Source organism: Acinetobacter sp. FDAARGOS_558 (assembly GCF_003937785.1).
GTDB lineage: Bacteria > Pseudomonadota > Gammaproteobacteria > Pseudomonadales > Moraxellaceae > Acinetobacter > Acinetobacter baumannii.
Genome location: NZ_RKJH01000001.1, coordinates 2,238,492 through 2,254,147, shown reverse-complemented (window position 1 = coordinate 2,254,147; position 15,656 = coordinate 2,238,492). Strand labels below are relative to the sequence as shown.

The following is a 15,656-nucleotide window of genomic DNA, read 5'->3' as shown; positions in this document are numbered from 1 at the left end:
CATCAAGCCTATTATTTTGCTTGTTGTTTTTCTGCGCTACGCAGTGTCGAACTTAAACGGTCTAATACACCATTGATGTATTTATGACTGTCTGCTCCGCCAAAATGCTTCGCAAGTTCGATTGCTTCATCAAGTACCACTCGATATGGAATTTCTAGATGATCACGTAACTCGTAAGCACCTAAACGCAAGGTTGCGAGCTCTACACCATCTAGCGCGTCAATTTCACGGTCAAGTACCGGAATAAGTAACGCATCAAGGTCTTCGTGCTGAGCGATAACTTGAGTAAGTAGTTCGTGATAATAGTTCAAGTCTACCTTGTGCATTGCATTTTCAGCACGTGTACGCGCTTCAATTTCATGTACAGGGTTGTGACTCATTTGCCACTCATAAATACCTTGTACAGCAAAACGACGTGCTTTACGTTTTGCTGCATAAGCGGCTTGCAGTGTTTGAGACATGCTTTAAATTGCCTTTAATAAATTAACCATTTCAATTGCAGTTAAAGCAGCTTCGCTACCTTTGTTTCCTGCTTTTGTACCTGAGCGTTCGATTGCTTGCTCGATGCTGTCAGTAGTTAATACACCATTGATAACAGGCAAGCTGCTTTCTAACGCAACTACACCTAAACCTTTCGCACATTCACCAGCAACAAAGTCAAAGTGAGGTGTGCTACCACGAATGACTGCACCGAGTGCAATGATGGCATCAAACTGGTTTGATGTAGCTAATTTTTTAGCAACGATCGGTAGTTCCCATGCGCCTGGAGCGTGAATAACAGTAATGTTATCTTCATTTACGCCATGACGTTTTAACGTGTCGATCGCGCCTTCTAATAAGTGTTCAACAACAAAACTGTTGAAACGACCCACTAAAATCGCATAACGTCCTTCGCTTGCGAGATGTAATAAACCTTCAATACGGCGAATTGCCATAGCAACCTCGATTATTTCGTTGTGATTTGATCAGCAGTGACATATTCCACTACTTCTAAATTAAAGCCAGATAAGGCATTGAAACGCAATGGTGAGCTAAGAAGCTTCATTTTTTCAACACCTAAATCACGCAAAATTTGAGCACCAACACCAATCGTTTGATATTGATGTGAAAGTGCTGCATTGGATTTCACCGGTTTTGGCTTAGTTAAATCATCCAACGCTGGTCCCAAGTCTTGCAAATGATCTTGTCCGATCCAGACTAAAACGCCGCGGTCACTTGCTGCAATCGTTTGTAGCGCACGGTCTAGATTCCAAGCCGGTTCACCGTCAGCTTTATTTAGCTTAAGCAAATCGCGGACAGGACTAAAACCATGTACACGTACCGTTGTAACGCCTTCTTTTGGCTCACCTTTGACTAAAGCCAAGTGAATGTCAGGGTTACCTATCTCACGATAGCGATAGAGCTCAAATGAACCATATTCTGTTTGAATCGTTCTTTGATCCAAACGTTCTACAGTTTGCTCATTGGTCATACGGTAGTGGATTAGGTCGGCAATTGTACCAATTTTTAGGCCATGCTTCTCAGCAAAAATTTCTAAATCTGCGCGGCGTGCCATTGTGCCATCTTCTTTGATGATTTCACAAATGACAGATGCAGGCTCAAGACCTGCCAGTCGTGCTAAATCACAACCTGCCTCGGTATGACCTGCACGGTGTAATACACCACCTGGCTGTGCCATGAGTGGGAAAATATGGCCCGGTTGTACAATATCGGTTGGTTTGGCATGTGCTGCCACAGCAGCTTGAATCGTGTGAGCACGTTCTGCTGCCGAAATACCTGTAGTAATACCTTCAGCTGCTTCGATAGATAACGTAAAGTTAGTACCATGCTGGGCACCGTTCTGGTCAACCATCAGCGGGAGGTTTAATTGTTTACAACGTTCACGGCTTAAAGTTAAGCAAACTAAACCGCGTGCATGTGTAATCATGAAGTTAATATCTTCAGGGCGTACATGCGTTGCTGCGATGACAAGGTCACCTTCATTTTCACGGTCTTCGTCATCCATTAAGATGACCATTTTGCCTGCACGAATATCGGCGACAAGTTCTTCAACACGACTCAGCGGCATTCGCTTTCACCTTTTTTTGTCGTAAGACAATTTCTATTGAATAAATTTCGCATAGTTTACGCTGTTTATAGAATTTTGCCTATGATTCTGATTTATCCAAATTTACGACTCAACATCATAGAACCAGATTTATTTAGATAAATAAATCATAAGGAAATAAAATTATTTAAAATAAATACCATAAATTTAGATAAAAAAACCTAGCCGATGGCTAGGTTTAAATGCGCACAATAAATTTTTAAGATGCTGCACTACTCGGGCTGTCATTTTGAGGAATTGATTTTTTACCCATCAAAATTTCAGTTCGAATATTTTGTGCAAGCTCTGCACATTCAGCATTCATACCATTGATCATAAATGCATGACGAGTCATGACATTACTTGGGTTAGGCATTGCAACAAGCTGATAGCTGTCTTGAATTGCTTTAAGCTGTTCATTATCAAGGTAGAGTGCAGATTCTTTCGCATGAAGATGTTGCGCTAAACGTTGAGCAGCTTCTTTGGCATCAATTTGCATTGCTTCTACGGCATTACACACGGCACTGCGAGTTTGTAGTGCAAAGCGTTTATCTTCACGGTAACGCTTATATAAAACGTCTGAAAGCAATTGGAAAACCGTACCTACCATAAGTAGACACTCTACAGCGTGTGGATGTGAAGTCGAAATGGCAAGTGTTGCGCCCTCTGCATGAAACTCGTCTACGACATCAATATCAGTCGCTTTCAAATGATAATGCTTCGTACATAGCTCAACACTCTTGTTTAAAAAGAGCTGACAAAGTTTAAAGTACGGTACAGAAACAGACTGGTTAACACTACTTAATAACTGTTTAGGGTCATAAAATTGAATATTAAGTGCCAAGGTATTTTGGTCTGTAGACTCTAAGCTTTTTTCTGGTTGCGAGCGAACAATTGGTTTAGCTTTAGCTTGCTGCTGAGCTTGAGCAACCAAGGTCACTGTATTTTGTTTTTCAAGCGCGAGAGCTTGAGTTAACTCTTGAATTTCATGTTTTAAACGATTTTCTTCGTTAATACGGGCTAAGTATTCGCTACGTGTTGGGCGAGCAATGGCACGGTAAGCCAGCCATAATAAAACATGTAAGAACAGTGAGGCTAAAATCGCAAGCCATTGGGTACGAAGAATTTCCCCAATACTTGGTTGAATTAGTGTGATTTCAATAGAACCGACTTTTTTCTCGTTTTGAAGCGCATCACGAACAAAAATTTCACCTTGGCGAGTTTTTGACATGCCGCTTGTTGCCAAAACTTGTTTATTGGCGTCAAGAATACGGATAGATGCCACACTTGGATTGGTCGCATAGCGATTGGCAATCAGAGCTAAAGAGACCGTATTGGCAGGTTCAAGCTCAGATAAGCTGTCTGCAACGAGTTGACTGGTCATGAGCTGACCTTGGCTCGCACGGTTTTCATTGAGCTGGTGTGTCGTTGCAATCACCAATAAAAAGGTATGCAATGCAAAACTAATGATCAGTAGGCTAGCAAATAGCCCTTGTCTAGGCGCAATCAAGTTAAACTTCCAAGGCAATTATATTGAAATTCGATTATGATTCTTACAATAGTTGTCACTCAGACTAGAGTCAATTCATGCGAGAAATCATTCTTATATCCTTTTTAGGACCGGACCAACCAAACCAGTTTACCCGATTAATGCAAGTACTATCCGTACATTCATTGCAAATACTGGATGTAGGTCAGGCTGTTATTCATAATCAACTGACATTGGGCATTGTGGTCGCCTCTGAAAATGAAACTGCGACCGCGTTGGCAATGAAAGAGATTTTGATTTTAGCACATGATATTGGCTTAACAGTGCGCTTTAAACCTATCTCGGGCGCAGAATACGATCAATGGGTCAGCGAAGGTGGACGAACTCGTTATATCGTCACGGCTTTAGCACCGGAACTCACTGCTGCACATTTACAAGCCGTTACACAAATTGTGTCTAGCCAAGGCTTTAACATTGAAACTGTAACTCGTTTATCTGGCCGTGTAGATCTTGAAAAAGATAGCACATTGCCTCGCCGTGCTTGTGTACAGTTTGGTTTAAGCAGTGGTCCGACTTTAGATGCTCAAGCTATGCGTGCAGCTTGTTTGCTTCTTTCAAGCGAATTAAATATTGATGTAGCTGTTCAGGAAGATAACGCTTATCGACGTAACCGCCGTTTAGTCTGCTTCGATATGGATTCAACTTTAATTGAACAAGAAGTAATTGATGAATTGGCGCTTGAAGCAGGGGTGGGCGAGCAAGTTGCTGAAATTACTGAAAGAGCGATGCAAGGTGAGTTGGACTTCCAGCAAAGTTTCCGTGCGCGGGTTGCTTTACTCAAAGGTCTTGATGCGTCAGTTTTACCTAAAATTGCCGAGCGATTGACAATCACCGAAGGTGCCGAGCGCCTCATTTCGACTTTAAAAGCCCTTGGATATAAAACGGCAATTTTATCTGGTGGCTTCCAATATTTTGCTGAATATTTACAAGCTAAATTAGGTATTGATGAAGTTCACGCTAACGTTTTAGATGTACAAGATGGCGTTGTGACTGGTGAAGTAAAAGGTGTAATTGTTGATGGTGCCCGTAAAGCGGAGTTGCTGCGTGAGCTGGCGAACAAACTCGGTATTTCACTAGAGCAAGCGATGGCTGTTGGCGATGGCGCAAATGATTTACCGATGCTTGCGATTGCAGGACTTGGCGTAGCATATCGTGCTAAACCACTGGTGCGTCAAAATGCAAATCAGGCGATTTCAAGCGTTGGTCTGGATGGAGTACTGTATTTACTCGGTATGCATGATAAAGATTTAAGCCGTGCTTAAATAATAGTGAACAATCATTAAGCGCTGCTCAAGAGTAGCGCTTTTTTTATGCAGAATAGTCATAAAAACAAGCAAGTTATGACAAAATTATGCACAGAAAAAAGGCAATAAAAAAAACTGAAAAAAACTTATTTTGAGGCAAAAAAACGGCATAGTTTTTTGTAATGACACGCCAGAATTGATGCCATATAGGAAGTAGAACTTTTTTAAATTTGCAAAAATGTAATGACAAAAGAATGTTGCGACAAAGTATGTCGCATCGACAAATAACAGGTCTTTTTTTCTAAAAAAAAACATCCATAATGCTTTCTAAGCTTCAACACAAATCATGAATTAAAGTTGTTTTTGGAATGAGGTCTGGTGTTCAGACCGAATGTTTTTAGACGTTTTCATTAAGACGGAGGTTTCTATGGTAACAGCGAATTTTGCCGCTATCGCCGGACTCAGCTTAATTGCTGTCGCGCTTGTTGCTGTGTTCTTTTCTCCTTACCGTCGTTGGCTTGGTTTTATGCTTGCAGGGATGTTTTTTTGGGGGCTATTGGAAGTGGTCCGTTTTGGAGTTCAAGTCACTTTTGAAATGCCAGTCACATATAGTTATTTAACTGCACTAAGTCTAGCGATGGTAATGGTTACATTTGTTTTATTACGTGAGGATAAACAGGCACAGAAGGCTTTGGCAAATCGCCAATATATAGAACATACGCCAGTATATGAAGATGATCAGCAGCAATGTTCTAGCCGATAATTCAATTGTTATCTAACGGTAAAAAGGTATGCACAGCATGCCTTTTTTATTTACGAAAACATGATTTTTATTATACAAAGCATTTATTAAAAAATAGCCAGTTATGCTACGATAGACTGGTCTGTTGACGTTTCATATATAGATTGCGTTGCCAATTAGAATATCATCAGTCGATGCACGAAACAGGCAATGGTGAGTCCTTGCTGAGTTTTGCCCCAAGGTTTTCATAAAAATACAATAGGCGTGAATGTTCATGAAACTTTCTTCTATACCTGTAGTCAAGTTACCACTTGTTGATGTCAGTACAGACCCGTTAGATTTATTGGTAGCAGGTTTGGCGCTGCGTATGAAACAGTTGGCACGTACAAGTCCTAAGTTTATTGAGCTGGTGCATGACCGCGCATTCCGCATTCAAATTGGTACTGATTTAGGTGTGGCTCGCCAAATTATTATTAATCATGGTCACATCGATACAGTTGCTGGATCACCTGAAAAAGCTGACTTTATTTTGCAGTTTGCAGATAGCGAACAAGGCGTAAAAACTTTACTCAAAGGTGACCCAACAGCATTTATGACGGGTATGCAAGACGGCAGCATTAAAATGGAAGGTGATTTCAGCTTGCTCGTTTGGTTTAACCAAGCAGCTAAATTGATTCCACCAAAATTACCAAAACCAGTAAAAGATAAAGTACGTCAAGCACGTGCTTTTATTAAAGAAAAAACTGGTCGTTAAGATCTAACAAAAAACTCCCGATTGGGAGTTTTTTTATATCTATGCTTCAACTTCCAGATTGAAAGTGACTGGTCCATCATTAATCAAATGAACTTTCATGTCCGCAGCAAAAATACCTGTTTGAACATTTTCAAACTGTGAACGAGTATATTCTACCAACTGTTCATATAGTGCTTTTGCGTCGCTAGGTGGCATGGCCGGACCAAAGTCTGGACGTAGTCCTTTTTGCGTTTGAGCCATTAAAGTGAACTGTGAAACAAGCAGGATTCCGCCATTCGCCTGAGATACATTCCAGCCCATTTTGCCTTGCTCATCATCAAAAATACGATATTTCAAAATCTTGTCGATGAGCTTTTGTCCGGTGGCGAGCGTGTCGTCTCGACCGATCCCTAAAAAAACCAATAAGCCATGCTGGATTTCACCGGTCGTTTCACCGTCTACTACTACTTTAGCTTCAAGAACTCGTTGTATTAAAGCGCGCATTGTTAGAGAAAGTTTCTGCAATTAATTGAATGGATGCAGTTTAGCAGAAATTAAATTAAATGATTTTTAAAAGGAAATTTCATGGAACTGCAACAATGGTATAAAAGCTCGCAATTCATCTAGAAAAATATGCTTTAATGCTAAGAAGCAAGCGAATAATCATTGACTATGTCTCCAATTATCCATTCTTTACTTGATACAGACTTGTACAAATTTACGATGCTACAAGTGGTTCTGCATAAATTCCCGCAAACACATAGCGTCTATCATTTTCGTTGCAGAAATTTAGAAGATACGGTCTATCCATTAGTGGATATTTTGGATGACTTAAACGAGCAACTCGACCATTTATGTAATCTCAAATATAAAGAAGACGAACTACAATATTTAAGAAAATTACGATTTATTAAAAGCGACTTTGTCGATTATTTAGAATTATTTCAACTCAAACGCCGTTTTATTCATGCGAGTATAGATGAAGAAGGTCGATTAGACATCCGTATTGAAGGGCCAATGGTTCAGGCCATGATGTTTGAGATTTTTGTTTTAGCCATTGTAAATGAATTATATTTTAGCCGGATTAAAACAGATGAAGTCTGGGCTGAAGGCGAGCGTCGTTTACAAGCAAAACTTGAATTAATTCAGCAATACGAAAAAGCTCAACAACCGAATGATCCACCATTTTTAGTTTCTGATTTTGGTACCCGCCGTCGTTATAGTTTTGAATGGCAAAAACATGTAGTTGCTGCATTTCATAACACTGTGCCAAATGTGTTCCGTGGTACAAGTAACGTCTTGCTTGCCAAAGAGTTAAATATTACGCCAATTGGAACCATGGCCCACGAATTCCTACAAGCGTTTCAGGCGCTTGATGTTCGCTTACGTGACTTTCAAAAAGCTGCTTTAGAAACGTGGGTTCAAGAATATCGCGGAGACTTAGGAATTGCTTTAACTGATGTTGTGGGTATGGACGCTTTCCTCAGAGATTTTGACTTGTATTTTGCCAAATTATTTGATGGCTTACGTCATGACAGTGGTGATCCGTATGAGTGGGGTGATAAAGCGTATGCACACTATCGTAAATTAAAAATTGATACCAAAACCAAAATGTTGACCTTTAGTGATGGCCTTAATTTGCCAAAGGCTTGGGAACTACATCAATATTTCAAAGACCGTTTTCAGGTGAGTTTCGGTATTGGTACTAATTTGACCAATGACATGGGCCAAACACCGCTCAATATTGTATTGAAACTGGTTGAGTGTAATGGCCAGTCTGTTGCTAAAATTTCGGACAGCCCTGGCAAAACCATGACTGATAACGATACATTCTTGGCCTATTTACGTCAGGTTTTCCAAATCGAAGAGCTGGATGAAGCAATTTAATTACAATAGAGCTTAAGCGCTTGGCAGCCACTTAAGACTTGAGAATTTTAATATCTGATTTTCTGCTAAACACTAGCAGAAAATCAGAGTTTGATAGATATAAGCTTATGCTAAGATGAAATTAAGCTGGTATAAAAAGTAACCATGACGATGACACTCCCTGATTTTAAACTTGATTTATTAATAGAAGCAGAAGAGTTAGTGCCTTATTTAGGCAATGAATATATCCGTATTGTTGATTTGAGCCGTGCATCAGTTTATGAGCAGCTCCATGTTCCGCATGCTATTCACTTACAGCCTAAATGGTTAGTTGCTCAACATGAAGAAGCAACAGGTGTTTTACCGGATGAAGCAGGTTTACAAGCGTTAATTGAAAAATTGAATATTTCACCAAATCACCACGTGGTGGTCTATGATGATGAAGGTGGAGCATGGGCAGGGCGTTTAATCTGGAATCTCCATTGCTTAGGTTTTACCCGTACAAGTTTAATTAATGGCGGAATTCATGCATGGCTTGGTGCAGGTTTACCCACCACAGCCGAGGTTGAAGAACTTCCTCGAGTTGATAACTTAATTCAGATCGATTTATCACATGCTGCTCAGTTCCGAGTGAACTATGAAGAACTACGCAAACAAGTTGAGCAAGAAAGTGTGCAATTGTGGGATTGCCGGACGAGTGATGAATATAGTGGCGTCCGTTTAGCAGCGCGACGCGGTGGTCACATTCCAAATGCCCTCCATTTTGAATGGAGTACTGCACTTAATCGTCAAAATCATCTAAAATTGCATCCGCTTGAACGCACGCGGCAGCGTCTTGAACAACTTGGGTTCGATTTAAAGCAACCTGTAGTCGTATACTGCCAGTCACATCACCGTTCTGGTTTGGCTTATATTCTGGCTAGACTTTTAGGTTGGGAAGCAAAAGCCTATGATGGTGCGTGGAGTGAATGGGGCAATCGCCTCGATAGTCCTATCATTACTGGAGAATCGCCGTCTTGAGTTTTACATCTCGCTTAAAAAAAGAATTATTTATTAAGGCACAAAATCTTGTTCCTCAGCATCAGTTAAGTCGTGTAGTGGGTAAAGTTGCTGCAAGTGAAAATCCAATTTTAAAAGCTGCTGTTATTCATGCATTTAAAACCAAATACGGCATTGATTTATCAATTGCTGAACAAGGCAATGCACTGAAATATAAATCTTTTAATGATTTCTTTACCCGTGCCTTGAAAGATGGCGTACGTTTAGTTGATGAAAATCCGGATAGTATTGTTTCACCAGCGGATGGCGCGATTTCTCAAATTGGTAAAATCACTGCGGGCGAAGTATTTCAAGCAAAAGGCCAAAGTTTCTCTGTAGAAAAGTTAATTGGCGATCCACAACTTGCTCAGCCTTTCCAAGAAGGTGAGTTTGCAACGGTTTATCTTTCTCCACGTGATTATCACCGTGTTCATATGCCATTTTCAGGTACATTAACTGAAACGTTATATGTACCGGGTGAGTTATTTTCAGTAAATCAGGTGACTGCTGAAAATGTACCGGGATTATTTGCCCGTAATGAGCGTATGGTTTGTTTGTTTGATACTGAGCTTGGTCGTATGGCCGTTGTTTTGGTCGGCGCTATGATTGTGGCAGGTATTGAAACTGTGGCAACAGGTAAAGTAAAACCATCGGGTCGTATTGAATTACAGCATCATGAGTTGAAGTTAGAGAAAGGTGCTGAGCTTGGACGTTTTTATTTAGGTTCTACTGCAATTATTTTATTTGAAAAAGATAAAATCGAGTGGGAAAAACGTTATAAAGCCGAGTCCGTTGTTGTCATGGGCGAACGTATGGGCCATACGCTTTAACCCATCCATAGAAAATAAAAAAGAGAGCTTTTGCTCTCTTTTTTATTTTCTATGGATTGGCATTTCTAAGCTTAAAGTCTAGATTTAGTGGGAATAGTCATCTATGTTGGTATGTGAGTTCTTTCATTTGCCTCTTGTTAGGTTCTTTATATGCAATAGGGGGCATATTTTTTATAAAACTAATTTGAAATGATGATTAGAAAGTAGAGGAGTAATCCCTTGATTAGAAAAAGTAATTCTTTATTAAAAATTTTATTTAGCAGTATTTGGTTGATATCTGGTTCTGCTATGGCTGCTCCAATTACAGATTTGAGTAAGCAAATTGTGAGTGAAAAACCGGGCTCAATACTTTCTATAGCGCAACAAGATGTGACGGATTTATTTCTGCATGCAGATCAGCGCTTATTAGTAAATTATCGTAGTCGAGGTGTGAATAACGAGCCTATCGTTGCCTCAGCGTTTATTTTATTACCGAAAGGAACACCACCAAAAAATGGCTGGCCCGTACTAGCTTGGGCGCATGGTACAACAGGAGTAGCCGATACTTGTGCACCTTCGGGTGATTATGCCGGTGGACCAGTTCATTCATATCAGGAAGTTGCTTCAAAAGCGTTAGATGGTTGGCTTGCACGAGGCTATGCAGTAGTCGCACCTGATTATCAAGGTCTGGGTACTTTAGGTGCACATCCTTATATGAATGCAAAGAGCCAATTGCATACAGTAGTAGATGCAGTGCGGGCGTTACATATGCTTAAGCCAAAAGATTTTAATAAACAGTGGTTGGTGATGGGGCATAGCCAAGGCGGTGCTGCTGCTATTACCGTGGCGGCTTATGGTCAAAAAGATGCTCCCGAACTAGATTTAAAAGGGGCAATTGCTCTTGCGCCAGGTGGCTATCAATATGAAGGCATTGCAGAATATGTGTTGAGTCATCCAAACCCAGAACCAAGTGTGGCAGCATTTTTCCCGATTGTATTATTGGGAGCGCAAGCAGCAGAGCCAAGTATTATTCCTGAGAATTTAGTCAGTCCAGAAATGGGCAATGTGCTGACTCAAGCACGTAGCCGCTGTTTATCTGAACTTCAATCTGATTTGAAGAAATCTCCTTCTAGCATATTTCGACCTAATGCAGATTTAAAACCTCTTTTATCTTATTTAAAACAGCAGTCTATTGAAAATATGGTGCCGACTGTACCGTTAATGATTGTTCAGGGTTCTAAAGATCATTTAGTTGACCCTAGAGGAACATATGCTTATTACCAACAGCTATGTAAATCAAAAAAACCAACAATTTATCAAACTATTGATGGTGGAGATCATCGCGATGCACTACGTCAGAGTCATACTTTTGCCACTGACTTTTTAAATGTCATAGAGAAAAATCAGACAAAATCGTATTGCTCAAATCTTAAGTAAATTGGTTTAAATGCTACAAGAAAGCCGACTTTTCATAAGTCGGCTTTTTATATTTGAAGAAAGATGATTTTAAGTCATGTTATAGAGTCTTTCTTTTGGAAACACTGCGGTAAAGGTTGATCCTTCATTTTCTTTAGATTGCACGTCTAAATAGGCGCCGTGTTGCATGAGTACGTGTTTTACAATCGCCAAGCCTAAACCTGTTCCACCGGTTTGACGACTACGGTCGCTGTCTACACGGTAGAAGCGTTCAGTCAGACGCGGCAAATGTTTAGGGTTAATGCCGATACCGGTATCTTGTACACTAAAGTAAGCATGCTCACCGTCATCGTGCCAACCAATGGTAATGGTTCCGCCTTTTGGTGTGTACTTAATGGCATTAGTAATTAAATTACTAAATGCGCTGGCAATTTCCATGTCTGAACCGATGAGGTCACAGTGGCTATCAATATGTAAATTGAGTGTATGCCCATAATCGGCATTGTAGGCCTGAGCATCATCAAATAATTGATTCATTAAGCTCGGCATTTCAATAATCTGATTTTTTGCGATTTTCTTATTATTTTCTAAATTTGATAACAGTAGTAAATCATTAACCAACGCATTCATACGTTTGGTTTGAGATTGCATCTGGTCAAATGCACGTTTCCAGCGCGGGTTAATATCTTCTTGGTCGGTAAATGTTTCGATATAACCACTGAGCACGGTTAATGGTGTACGTAGTTCATGCGAAATATTATCGACAAAGTCTTTACGCATTTGCTCAAGATTATGCATACGCGTTACATCGTATGCTACAAGTAAGCGACTTTCCCCACCAAATCGTGTGAGCTTAACCTGTACATAACGGTCATCATCAAGATTTGAATGGAGCTTAATCCCATCAGGTGCCTGATCAATATTGTTAAAATATTCAATAAAAGTTGGCTGGCGCAAAATGGTTAATAAGTTGCGACCACGGTCAAGTGGACTAATTCCTAGTAAACGCTCTGCGGCTGGGTTCCACCATTCAATTTGATGTTGATCATCAATCAAGACTACCGCTTCGGCAAGTGCAACTAATGAAGATTGAGCGCGGTCAATAAGTCCTACCATTTCCGCTTGAACAATACGTTCTTGGCGCTGGGCACGGTAAACGTTAAATAATAATGCCCCCCAAATTCCGTTGAGGTTCGGAGGGACATCGTATGGATTATTGGCAATCCAGTCATTGACCAAATATAAAGAACGCAACTGAAGTGTAAAAAACACCACAAAGGCAATAAAAATACAGCTCCAGAAATACCCAATTCCTAAACCGACTAAACCTGCAATAATCAGGAAAAATAATAAAAGTCGTAAATCTTGTTTAGCAAACGTCCATAAACTACTGTAGCGGGAAAGCTTTTGTTCACGTACCTGTTCGGGGACGGGGTAGGGTTCATACATAAATTTTGGTTAACCTGCGGCTAAATCTGCACGTGTTGAGAAACGATAACCTGTACCACGTACAGTCTGAACAAATCGGTCTACACCAAAAGGTTCTAAGACTTTACGCAAACGACGGATATGCACATCGATAGTACGATCTTCGATGTATACATTACCGCCCCACACCTGATCGAGCAACTGGGCACGTGTATAGGCACGTTCCGGATGGGTCATAAAAAATGCAAGCAGACGGTATTCTGTTGGTCCCATATCTAAAATACTGTTACCAAAGCTTACGCGTTGGCTTACAGGATCAAGAATTAAACCATTGGCATCAATTGTTTTTTCACCGCTTAATGCATTTGCACGGCGTAAAACAGCTTTAATACGAGAAACCAATTCACGGGTTGAAAATGGTTTGGTCATATAGTCATCTGCACCAGCATCCAGACCTTGTACTTTGTGGTCTTCTTCACCGCGAGCGGTCAACATAATGACTGGAATTTCTGCTAAGTTTTCATCACGTTTTAAACGGCGACATAAGTCGACCCCACTTACGCCCCCGGGTAACATCCAATCGAGCAAGATAAGCGCCGGACGTTGGTCGACGATAATTTGATGAGCCTGTTTGGCATCTTCTGCCTGTAAACACTGAAAGCCTGCCATGTCCAAAGAGGTATGGATCATTTCGCGGATAGGAAGCTCATCATCGACAATTAAAATATAGTCATCTTTCACAGCGTAATACCTTGTAGATTTTAACGGTGAACCGTTTTGTAGTTATGACAGGCTTATTACAAAGATTAATTATGACAATTTCATTGCAGAAAAGTCTATAAAATCGAATTTAGCAATAATTTGTGACAAAAATACGGCAAGCGCATGACCAAATGATGACAGGTAGGTATAAATTTTCTTAAAACCATTCAGTGTGTTACAAGCTTATCTCAAACGAGGTTTTTAAAATAAAAACAGTGTCAAAAAACTTTAATATTATTTTGAAACTTTCGCGAGCAAAGCTAAAAAAACGATACGGCAGGCCGCTAAAACTTGCTCTAGAGACTGCTTAAACCCGCCCATCACCCATCGAACGGCAATTTGTGTCACGTATCCATTTAAACCAGTAGCGATTAATGAGAGCTCATTTTCGTTATGCTGGATTTGCGGCATGGTGAGCATCACAAAAGCTTGAATCATACGATCAAACTGGGCGAGAGTTTCCTGAATGGTGGCCTGATTATGTAATTCTTGGACCAAAATTGCATCGACATACACAATACGAGCCAAACGAGGGTCGTCTTTTAAAGTACTCAGTAGAGCACGTAAACCAGCATCGACCATTTGCTCAGGGTCTGGAGCCGCTTTAATGACGGCTTGCATCAAGTTTTGCTGTAATTCTTCAATCATTTTTAAAAAGATGGTTTGGAATAAATCTTCACTCTTTTTAAATGATTCATAAAAATAACGTTCGGTGAGTTTTGCTTCTTGGCAGACATCTTTTACCGTCACGGAAAAAAAGCCAAGGGTTCCATAAGTTGCAATACCGGCTTCAATGAGTTTTTCGCGGCGTGCCTCTTTGCGCTCAGACAGAGATAACCCTTTGAACTGACGTTCTTTACTCACAGTTTTTGTTTTCTTTTTACTGGTTGAGTCGTTTGTCGCCATAAATAAATGGTTTCCTAATTTATCGGTTTTTCGGCAAATATGAGCCCTATGATAAAGCCGTCAGCAGAATTGTGCCAATCTATCTGAAATTACAGTGTACTATATTGACAATGTATATTGTCAAAATTATATTGAAAGAGTCTAAATTGCACATGCAATGAACCAGTTGTGCAAATCGAAAAACAAAGGATGGACAATGAAAAATTTTAAAAACAAAGTCGCTGCAATTACGGGTGCGGGTTCTGGCATTGGGCAACAATTAGCAATTCTTCTGGCAAAGCAGGGCTGCCATCTTTCATTAAGTGACATTAATGAAAAGGGCTTAGAGAAAACTGTTGAGCTATTAAAACCGTACAGTAACATTACTGTAACAACCAAGAAGTTAGATGTTTCTGACCGCGAGGCAGTAAAGCAGTGGGCACAGGAAACTGTTCAAGATCATGGCTGTGTTAACCTGATTTTTAACAATGCGGGTGTAGCTTTAGGCTCAACTGTAGAAGGTGCAACTTACGAAGATTTAGAGTGGATTGTGGGAATTAACTTCTGGGGCGTGGTTTACGGTACTAAAGAATTCTTACCGTTCATTAAGCAAACACAAGATGGCCATATTATTAATATTTCCAGCTTATTTGGTTTAACGGCTCAACCGACACAGTCTGGCTATAATGCAACTAAATTTGCGGTACGTGGTTTTACTGAGTCATTGCGTCAAGAGTTAGATATTGAAAAATGCGGCGTAAGTTCGCTATGTGTACATCCGGGCGGTATTCGTACTAATATTGCTAAAGCTGCAAAAATGAGTGATAGCTTGAGTAGCTTGGGTATGGACCCAACTAAATCGATTCAAAACTTTGACAAGTTATTGCGTACCCCACCAGAGGAAGCAGCTCGTCAAATTTTAGATGCAGTTTTGAAAAATAAACGCCGTTTACTCATCGGTAGCGATGCAAAAATTCTGGATGCATTCCAGCGTTTATTCCCAACGGGATATCAACGTGCTTCAACCATTGTAACCAAATGGATGAAATAAGGTTTAAAAGAAAAAAGCCATCAATTGATGGCTTTTTTTATAAGGTT

At 40.3% G+C, this 15,656-nt stretch carries 16 protein-coding genes; 8 read left to right on the top strand and 8 right to left on the bottom strand.

What is annotated here, in order from left to right:
* Positions 1 to 11 precede the first annotated feature (11 nt).
* From nusB to EGT34_RS10860, 4 genes are all read right to left on the bottom strand, one after another.
* Positions 12 to 461 carry a transcription antitermination factor NusB gene (nusB, locus tag EGT34_RS10875; protein ID WP_000084188.1) on the bottom strand — a complete coding sequence of 150 codons (450 nt, stop codon included), beginning with the start codon at positions 459 to 461 and terminating at the stop codon, positions 12 to 14.
* A 3-nt stretch (positions 462 to 464) separates the two neighbouring features.
* On the bottom strand, positions 465 to 935 hold the full coding sequence (ribE, locus tag EGT34_RS10870; protein WP_001007829.1) for a 6,7-dimethyl-8-ribityllumazine synthase: 471 nt from the start codon (positions 933 to 935) through the stop codon (positions 465 to 467).
* A gap of 11 nt (positions 936 to 946) precedes the next feature.
* On the bottom strand, positions 947 to 2,068 hold the full coding sequence (gene ribBA, locus EGT34_RS10865; protein WP_001131392.1) for a bifunctional 3,4-dihydroxy-2-butanone-4-phosphate synthase/GTP cyclohydrolase II: 1,122 nt from the start codon (positions 2,066 to 2,068) through the stop codon (positions 947 to 949).
* Between the two features lie 238 nt (positions 2,069 to 2,306).
* Positions 2,307 to 3,614, bottom strand: a complete 1,308-nt coding sequence (locus tag EGT34_RS10860) for a hypothetical protein (RefSeq protein WP_086242004.1) — start codon at positions 3,612 to 3,614, stop codon at positions 2,307 to 2,309.
* Between the two features lie 59 nt (positions 3,615 to 3,673).
* Between EGT34_RS10860 and serB the strand changes: the two genes are divergently transcribed.
* The 3 genes from serB to EGT34_RS10840 all read left to right on the top strand — a co-directional run bounded on the left by serB (position 3,674) and on the right by EGT34_RS10840 (position 6,375).
* On the top strand, positions 3,674 to 4,897 hold the full coding sequence (gene serB, locus EGT34_RS10855; protein ID WP_001206799.1) for a phosphoserine phosphatase SerB: 1,224 nt from the start codon (positions 3,674 to 3,676) through the stop codon (positions 4,895 to 4,897).
* 409 nt (positions 4,898 to 5,306) lie between these two features.
* Positions 5,307 to 5,642, top strand: coding sequence for a ciprofloxacin tolerance protein AciT (aciT, locus tag EGT34_RS10845; protein ID WP_000255593.1), 336 nt, complete (start codon positions 5,307 to 5,309; stop codon positions 5,640 to 5,642).
* A 253-nt stretch (positions 5,643 to 5,895) separates the two neighbouring features.
* Positions 5,896 to 6,375, top strand: coding sequence for a hypothetical protein (locus EGT34_RS10840; RefSeq protein WP_000778126.1), 480 nt, complete (start codon positions 5,896 to 5,898; stop codon positions 6,373 to 6,375).
* A gap of 39 nt (positions 6,376 to 6,414) precedes the next feature.
* On the opposite strand, the gene dtd is transcribed toward EGT34_RS10840, so the two are convergent.
* Positions 6,415 to 6,858 (bottom strand): D-aminoacyl-tRNA deacylase, encoded by a 444-nt coding sequence (gene dtd, locus EGT34_RS10835; protein ID WP_001202025.1) that lies wholly within the window; start codon positions 6,856 to 6,858, stop codon positions 6,415 to 6,417.
* Positions 6,859 to 7,026: 168 nt separating this feature from the next.
* On the opposite strand from dtd, the gene pncB reads away from it, so the two are divergent.
* The 4 genes from pncB to EGT34_RS10815 all read left to right on the top strand — a co-directional run bounded on the left by pncB (position 7,027) and on the right by EGT34_RS10815 (position 11,504).
* Positions 7,027 to 8,241 carry a nicotinate phosphoribosyltransferase gene (gene pncB, locus EGT34_RS10830; RefSeq protein ID WP_000074557.1) on the top strand — a complete coding sequence of 405 codons (1,215 nt, stop codon included), beginning with the start codon at positions 7,027 to 7,029 and terminating at the stop codon, positions 8,239 to 8,241.
* 150 nt (positions 8,242 to 8,391) lie between these two features.
* Positions 8,392 to 9,240, top strand: coding sequence for a sulfurtransferase (locus EGT34_RS10825; protein ID WP_000174475.1), 849 nt, complete (start codon positions 8,392 to 8,394; stop codon positions 9,238 to 9,240).
* Positions 9,237 to 10,088 (top strand): archaetidylserine decarboxylase, encoded by an 852-nt coding sequence (asd, locus tag EGT34_RS10820; RefSeq protein ID WP_000011220.1) that lies wholly within the window; start codon positions 9,237 to 9,239, stop codon positions 10,086 to 10,088. Before EGT34_RS10825 ends, asd begins: the two co-directional genes overlap by 4 nt.
* 219 nt (positions 10,089 to 10,307) lie before the next feature.
* Positions 10,308 to 11,504 carry an alpha/beta fold hydrolase gene (locus EGT34_RS10815; protein ID WP_000619900.1) on the top strand — a complete coding sequence of 399 codons (1,197 nt, stop codon included), beginning with the start codon at positions 10,308 to 10,310 and terminating at the stop codon, positions 11,502 to 11,504.
* 69 nt (positions 11,505 to 11,573) lie between these two features.
* On the opposite strand, the gene phoR is transcribed toward EGT34_RS10815, so the two are convergent.
* From phoR to EGT34_RS10800, 3 genes are all read right to left on the bottom strand, one after another.
* Complete coding sequence (phoR, locus tag EGT34_RS10810; RefSeq protein WP_000273191.1) at positions 11,574 to 12,932, bottom strand: phosphate regulon sensor histidine kinase PhoR; 1,359 nt, start codon at positions 12,930 to 12,932, stop codon at positions 11,574 to 11,576.
* Between the two features lie 9 nt (positions 12,933 to 12,941).
* A complete protein-coding gene (gene phoB, locus EGT34_RS10805) occupies positions 12,942 to 13,652 on the bottom strand; it encodes a phosphate regulon transcriptional regulator PhoB (RefSeq protein WP_000650776.1) in 711 nt (236 codons plus the stop codon).
* Between the two features lie 255 nt (positions 13,653 to 13,907).
* Positions 13,908 to 14,579 carry a TetR/AcrR family transcriptional regulator gene (locus EGT34_RS10800; protein WP_000224581.1) on the bottom strand — a complete coding sequence of 224 codons (672 nt, stop codon included), beginning with the start codon at positions 14,577 to 14,579 and terminating at the stop codon, positions 13,908 to 13,910.
* A 196-nt stretch (positions 14,580 to 14,775) separates the two neighbouring features.
* Here EGT34_RS10800 and EGT34_RS10795 point away from each other — a divergent pair, with 196 nt between their 5' ends.
* Positions 14,776 to 15,609 carry an SDR family NAD(P)-dependent oxidoreductase gene (locus EGT34_RS10795; RefSeq protein WP_000787753.1) on the top strand — a complete coding sequence of 278 codons (834 nt, stop codon included), beginning with the start codon at positions 14,776 to 14,778 and terminating at the stop codon, positions 15,607 to 15,609.
* Positions 15,610 to 15,656: the final 47 nt, after the last annotated feature.

Bases quoted from the DNA above. Each gene is read 5' to 3' on its own strand.
- nusB (WP_000084188.1), bottom strand. From the start codon at position 461: ATGTCTCAAACACTGCAAGCCGCTTATGCAGCAAAACGTAAAGCACGT.
- ribE (WP_001007829.1), bottom strand. From the start codon at position 935: ATGGCAATTCGCCGTATTGAAGGTTTATTACATCTCGCAAGCGAAGGA.
- ribBA (WP_001131392.1), bottom strand. From the start codon at position 2,068: ATGCCGCTGAGTCGTGTTGAAGAACTTGTCGCCGATATTCGTGCAGGC.
- serB (WP_001206799.1), top strand. From the start codon at position 3,674: ATGCGAGAAATCATTCTTATATCCTTTTTAGGACCGGACCAACCAAAC.
- aciT (WP_000255593.1), top strand. From the start codon at position 5,307: ATGGTAACAGCGAATTTTGCCGCTATCGCCGGACTCAGCTTAATTGCT.
- EGT34_RS10840 (WP_000778126.1), top strand. From the start codon at position 5,896: ATGAAACTTTCTTCTATACCTGTAGTCAAGTTACCACTTGTTGATGTC.
- dtd (WP_001202025.1), bottom strand. From the start codon at position 6,858: ATGCGCGCTTTAATACAACGAGTTCTTGAAGCTAAAGTAGTAGTAGAC.
- pncB (WP_000074557.1), top strand. From the start codon at position 7,027: ATGTCTCCAATTATCCATTCTTTACTTGATACAGACTTGTACAAATTT.
- EGT34_RS10825 (WP_000174475.1), top strand. From the start codon at position 8,392: ATGACACTCCCTGATTTTAAACTTGATTTATTAATAGAAGCAGAAGAG.
- phoR (WP_000273191.1), bottom strand. From the start codon at position 12,932: ATGTATGAACCCTACCCCGTCCCCGAACAGGTACGTGAACAAAAGCTT.
- EGT34_RS10800 (WP_000224581.1), bottom strand. From the start codon at position 14,579: ATGGCGACAAACGACTCAACCAGTAAAAAGAAAACAAAAACTGTGAGT.
- EGT34_RS10795 (WP_000787753.1), top strand. From the start codon at position 14,776: ATGAAAAATTTTAAAAACAAAGTCGCTGCAATTACGGGTGCGGGTTCT.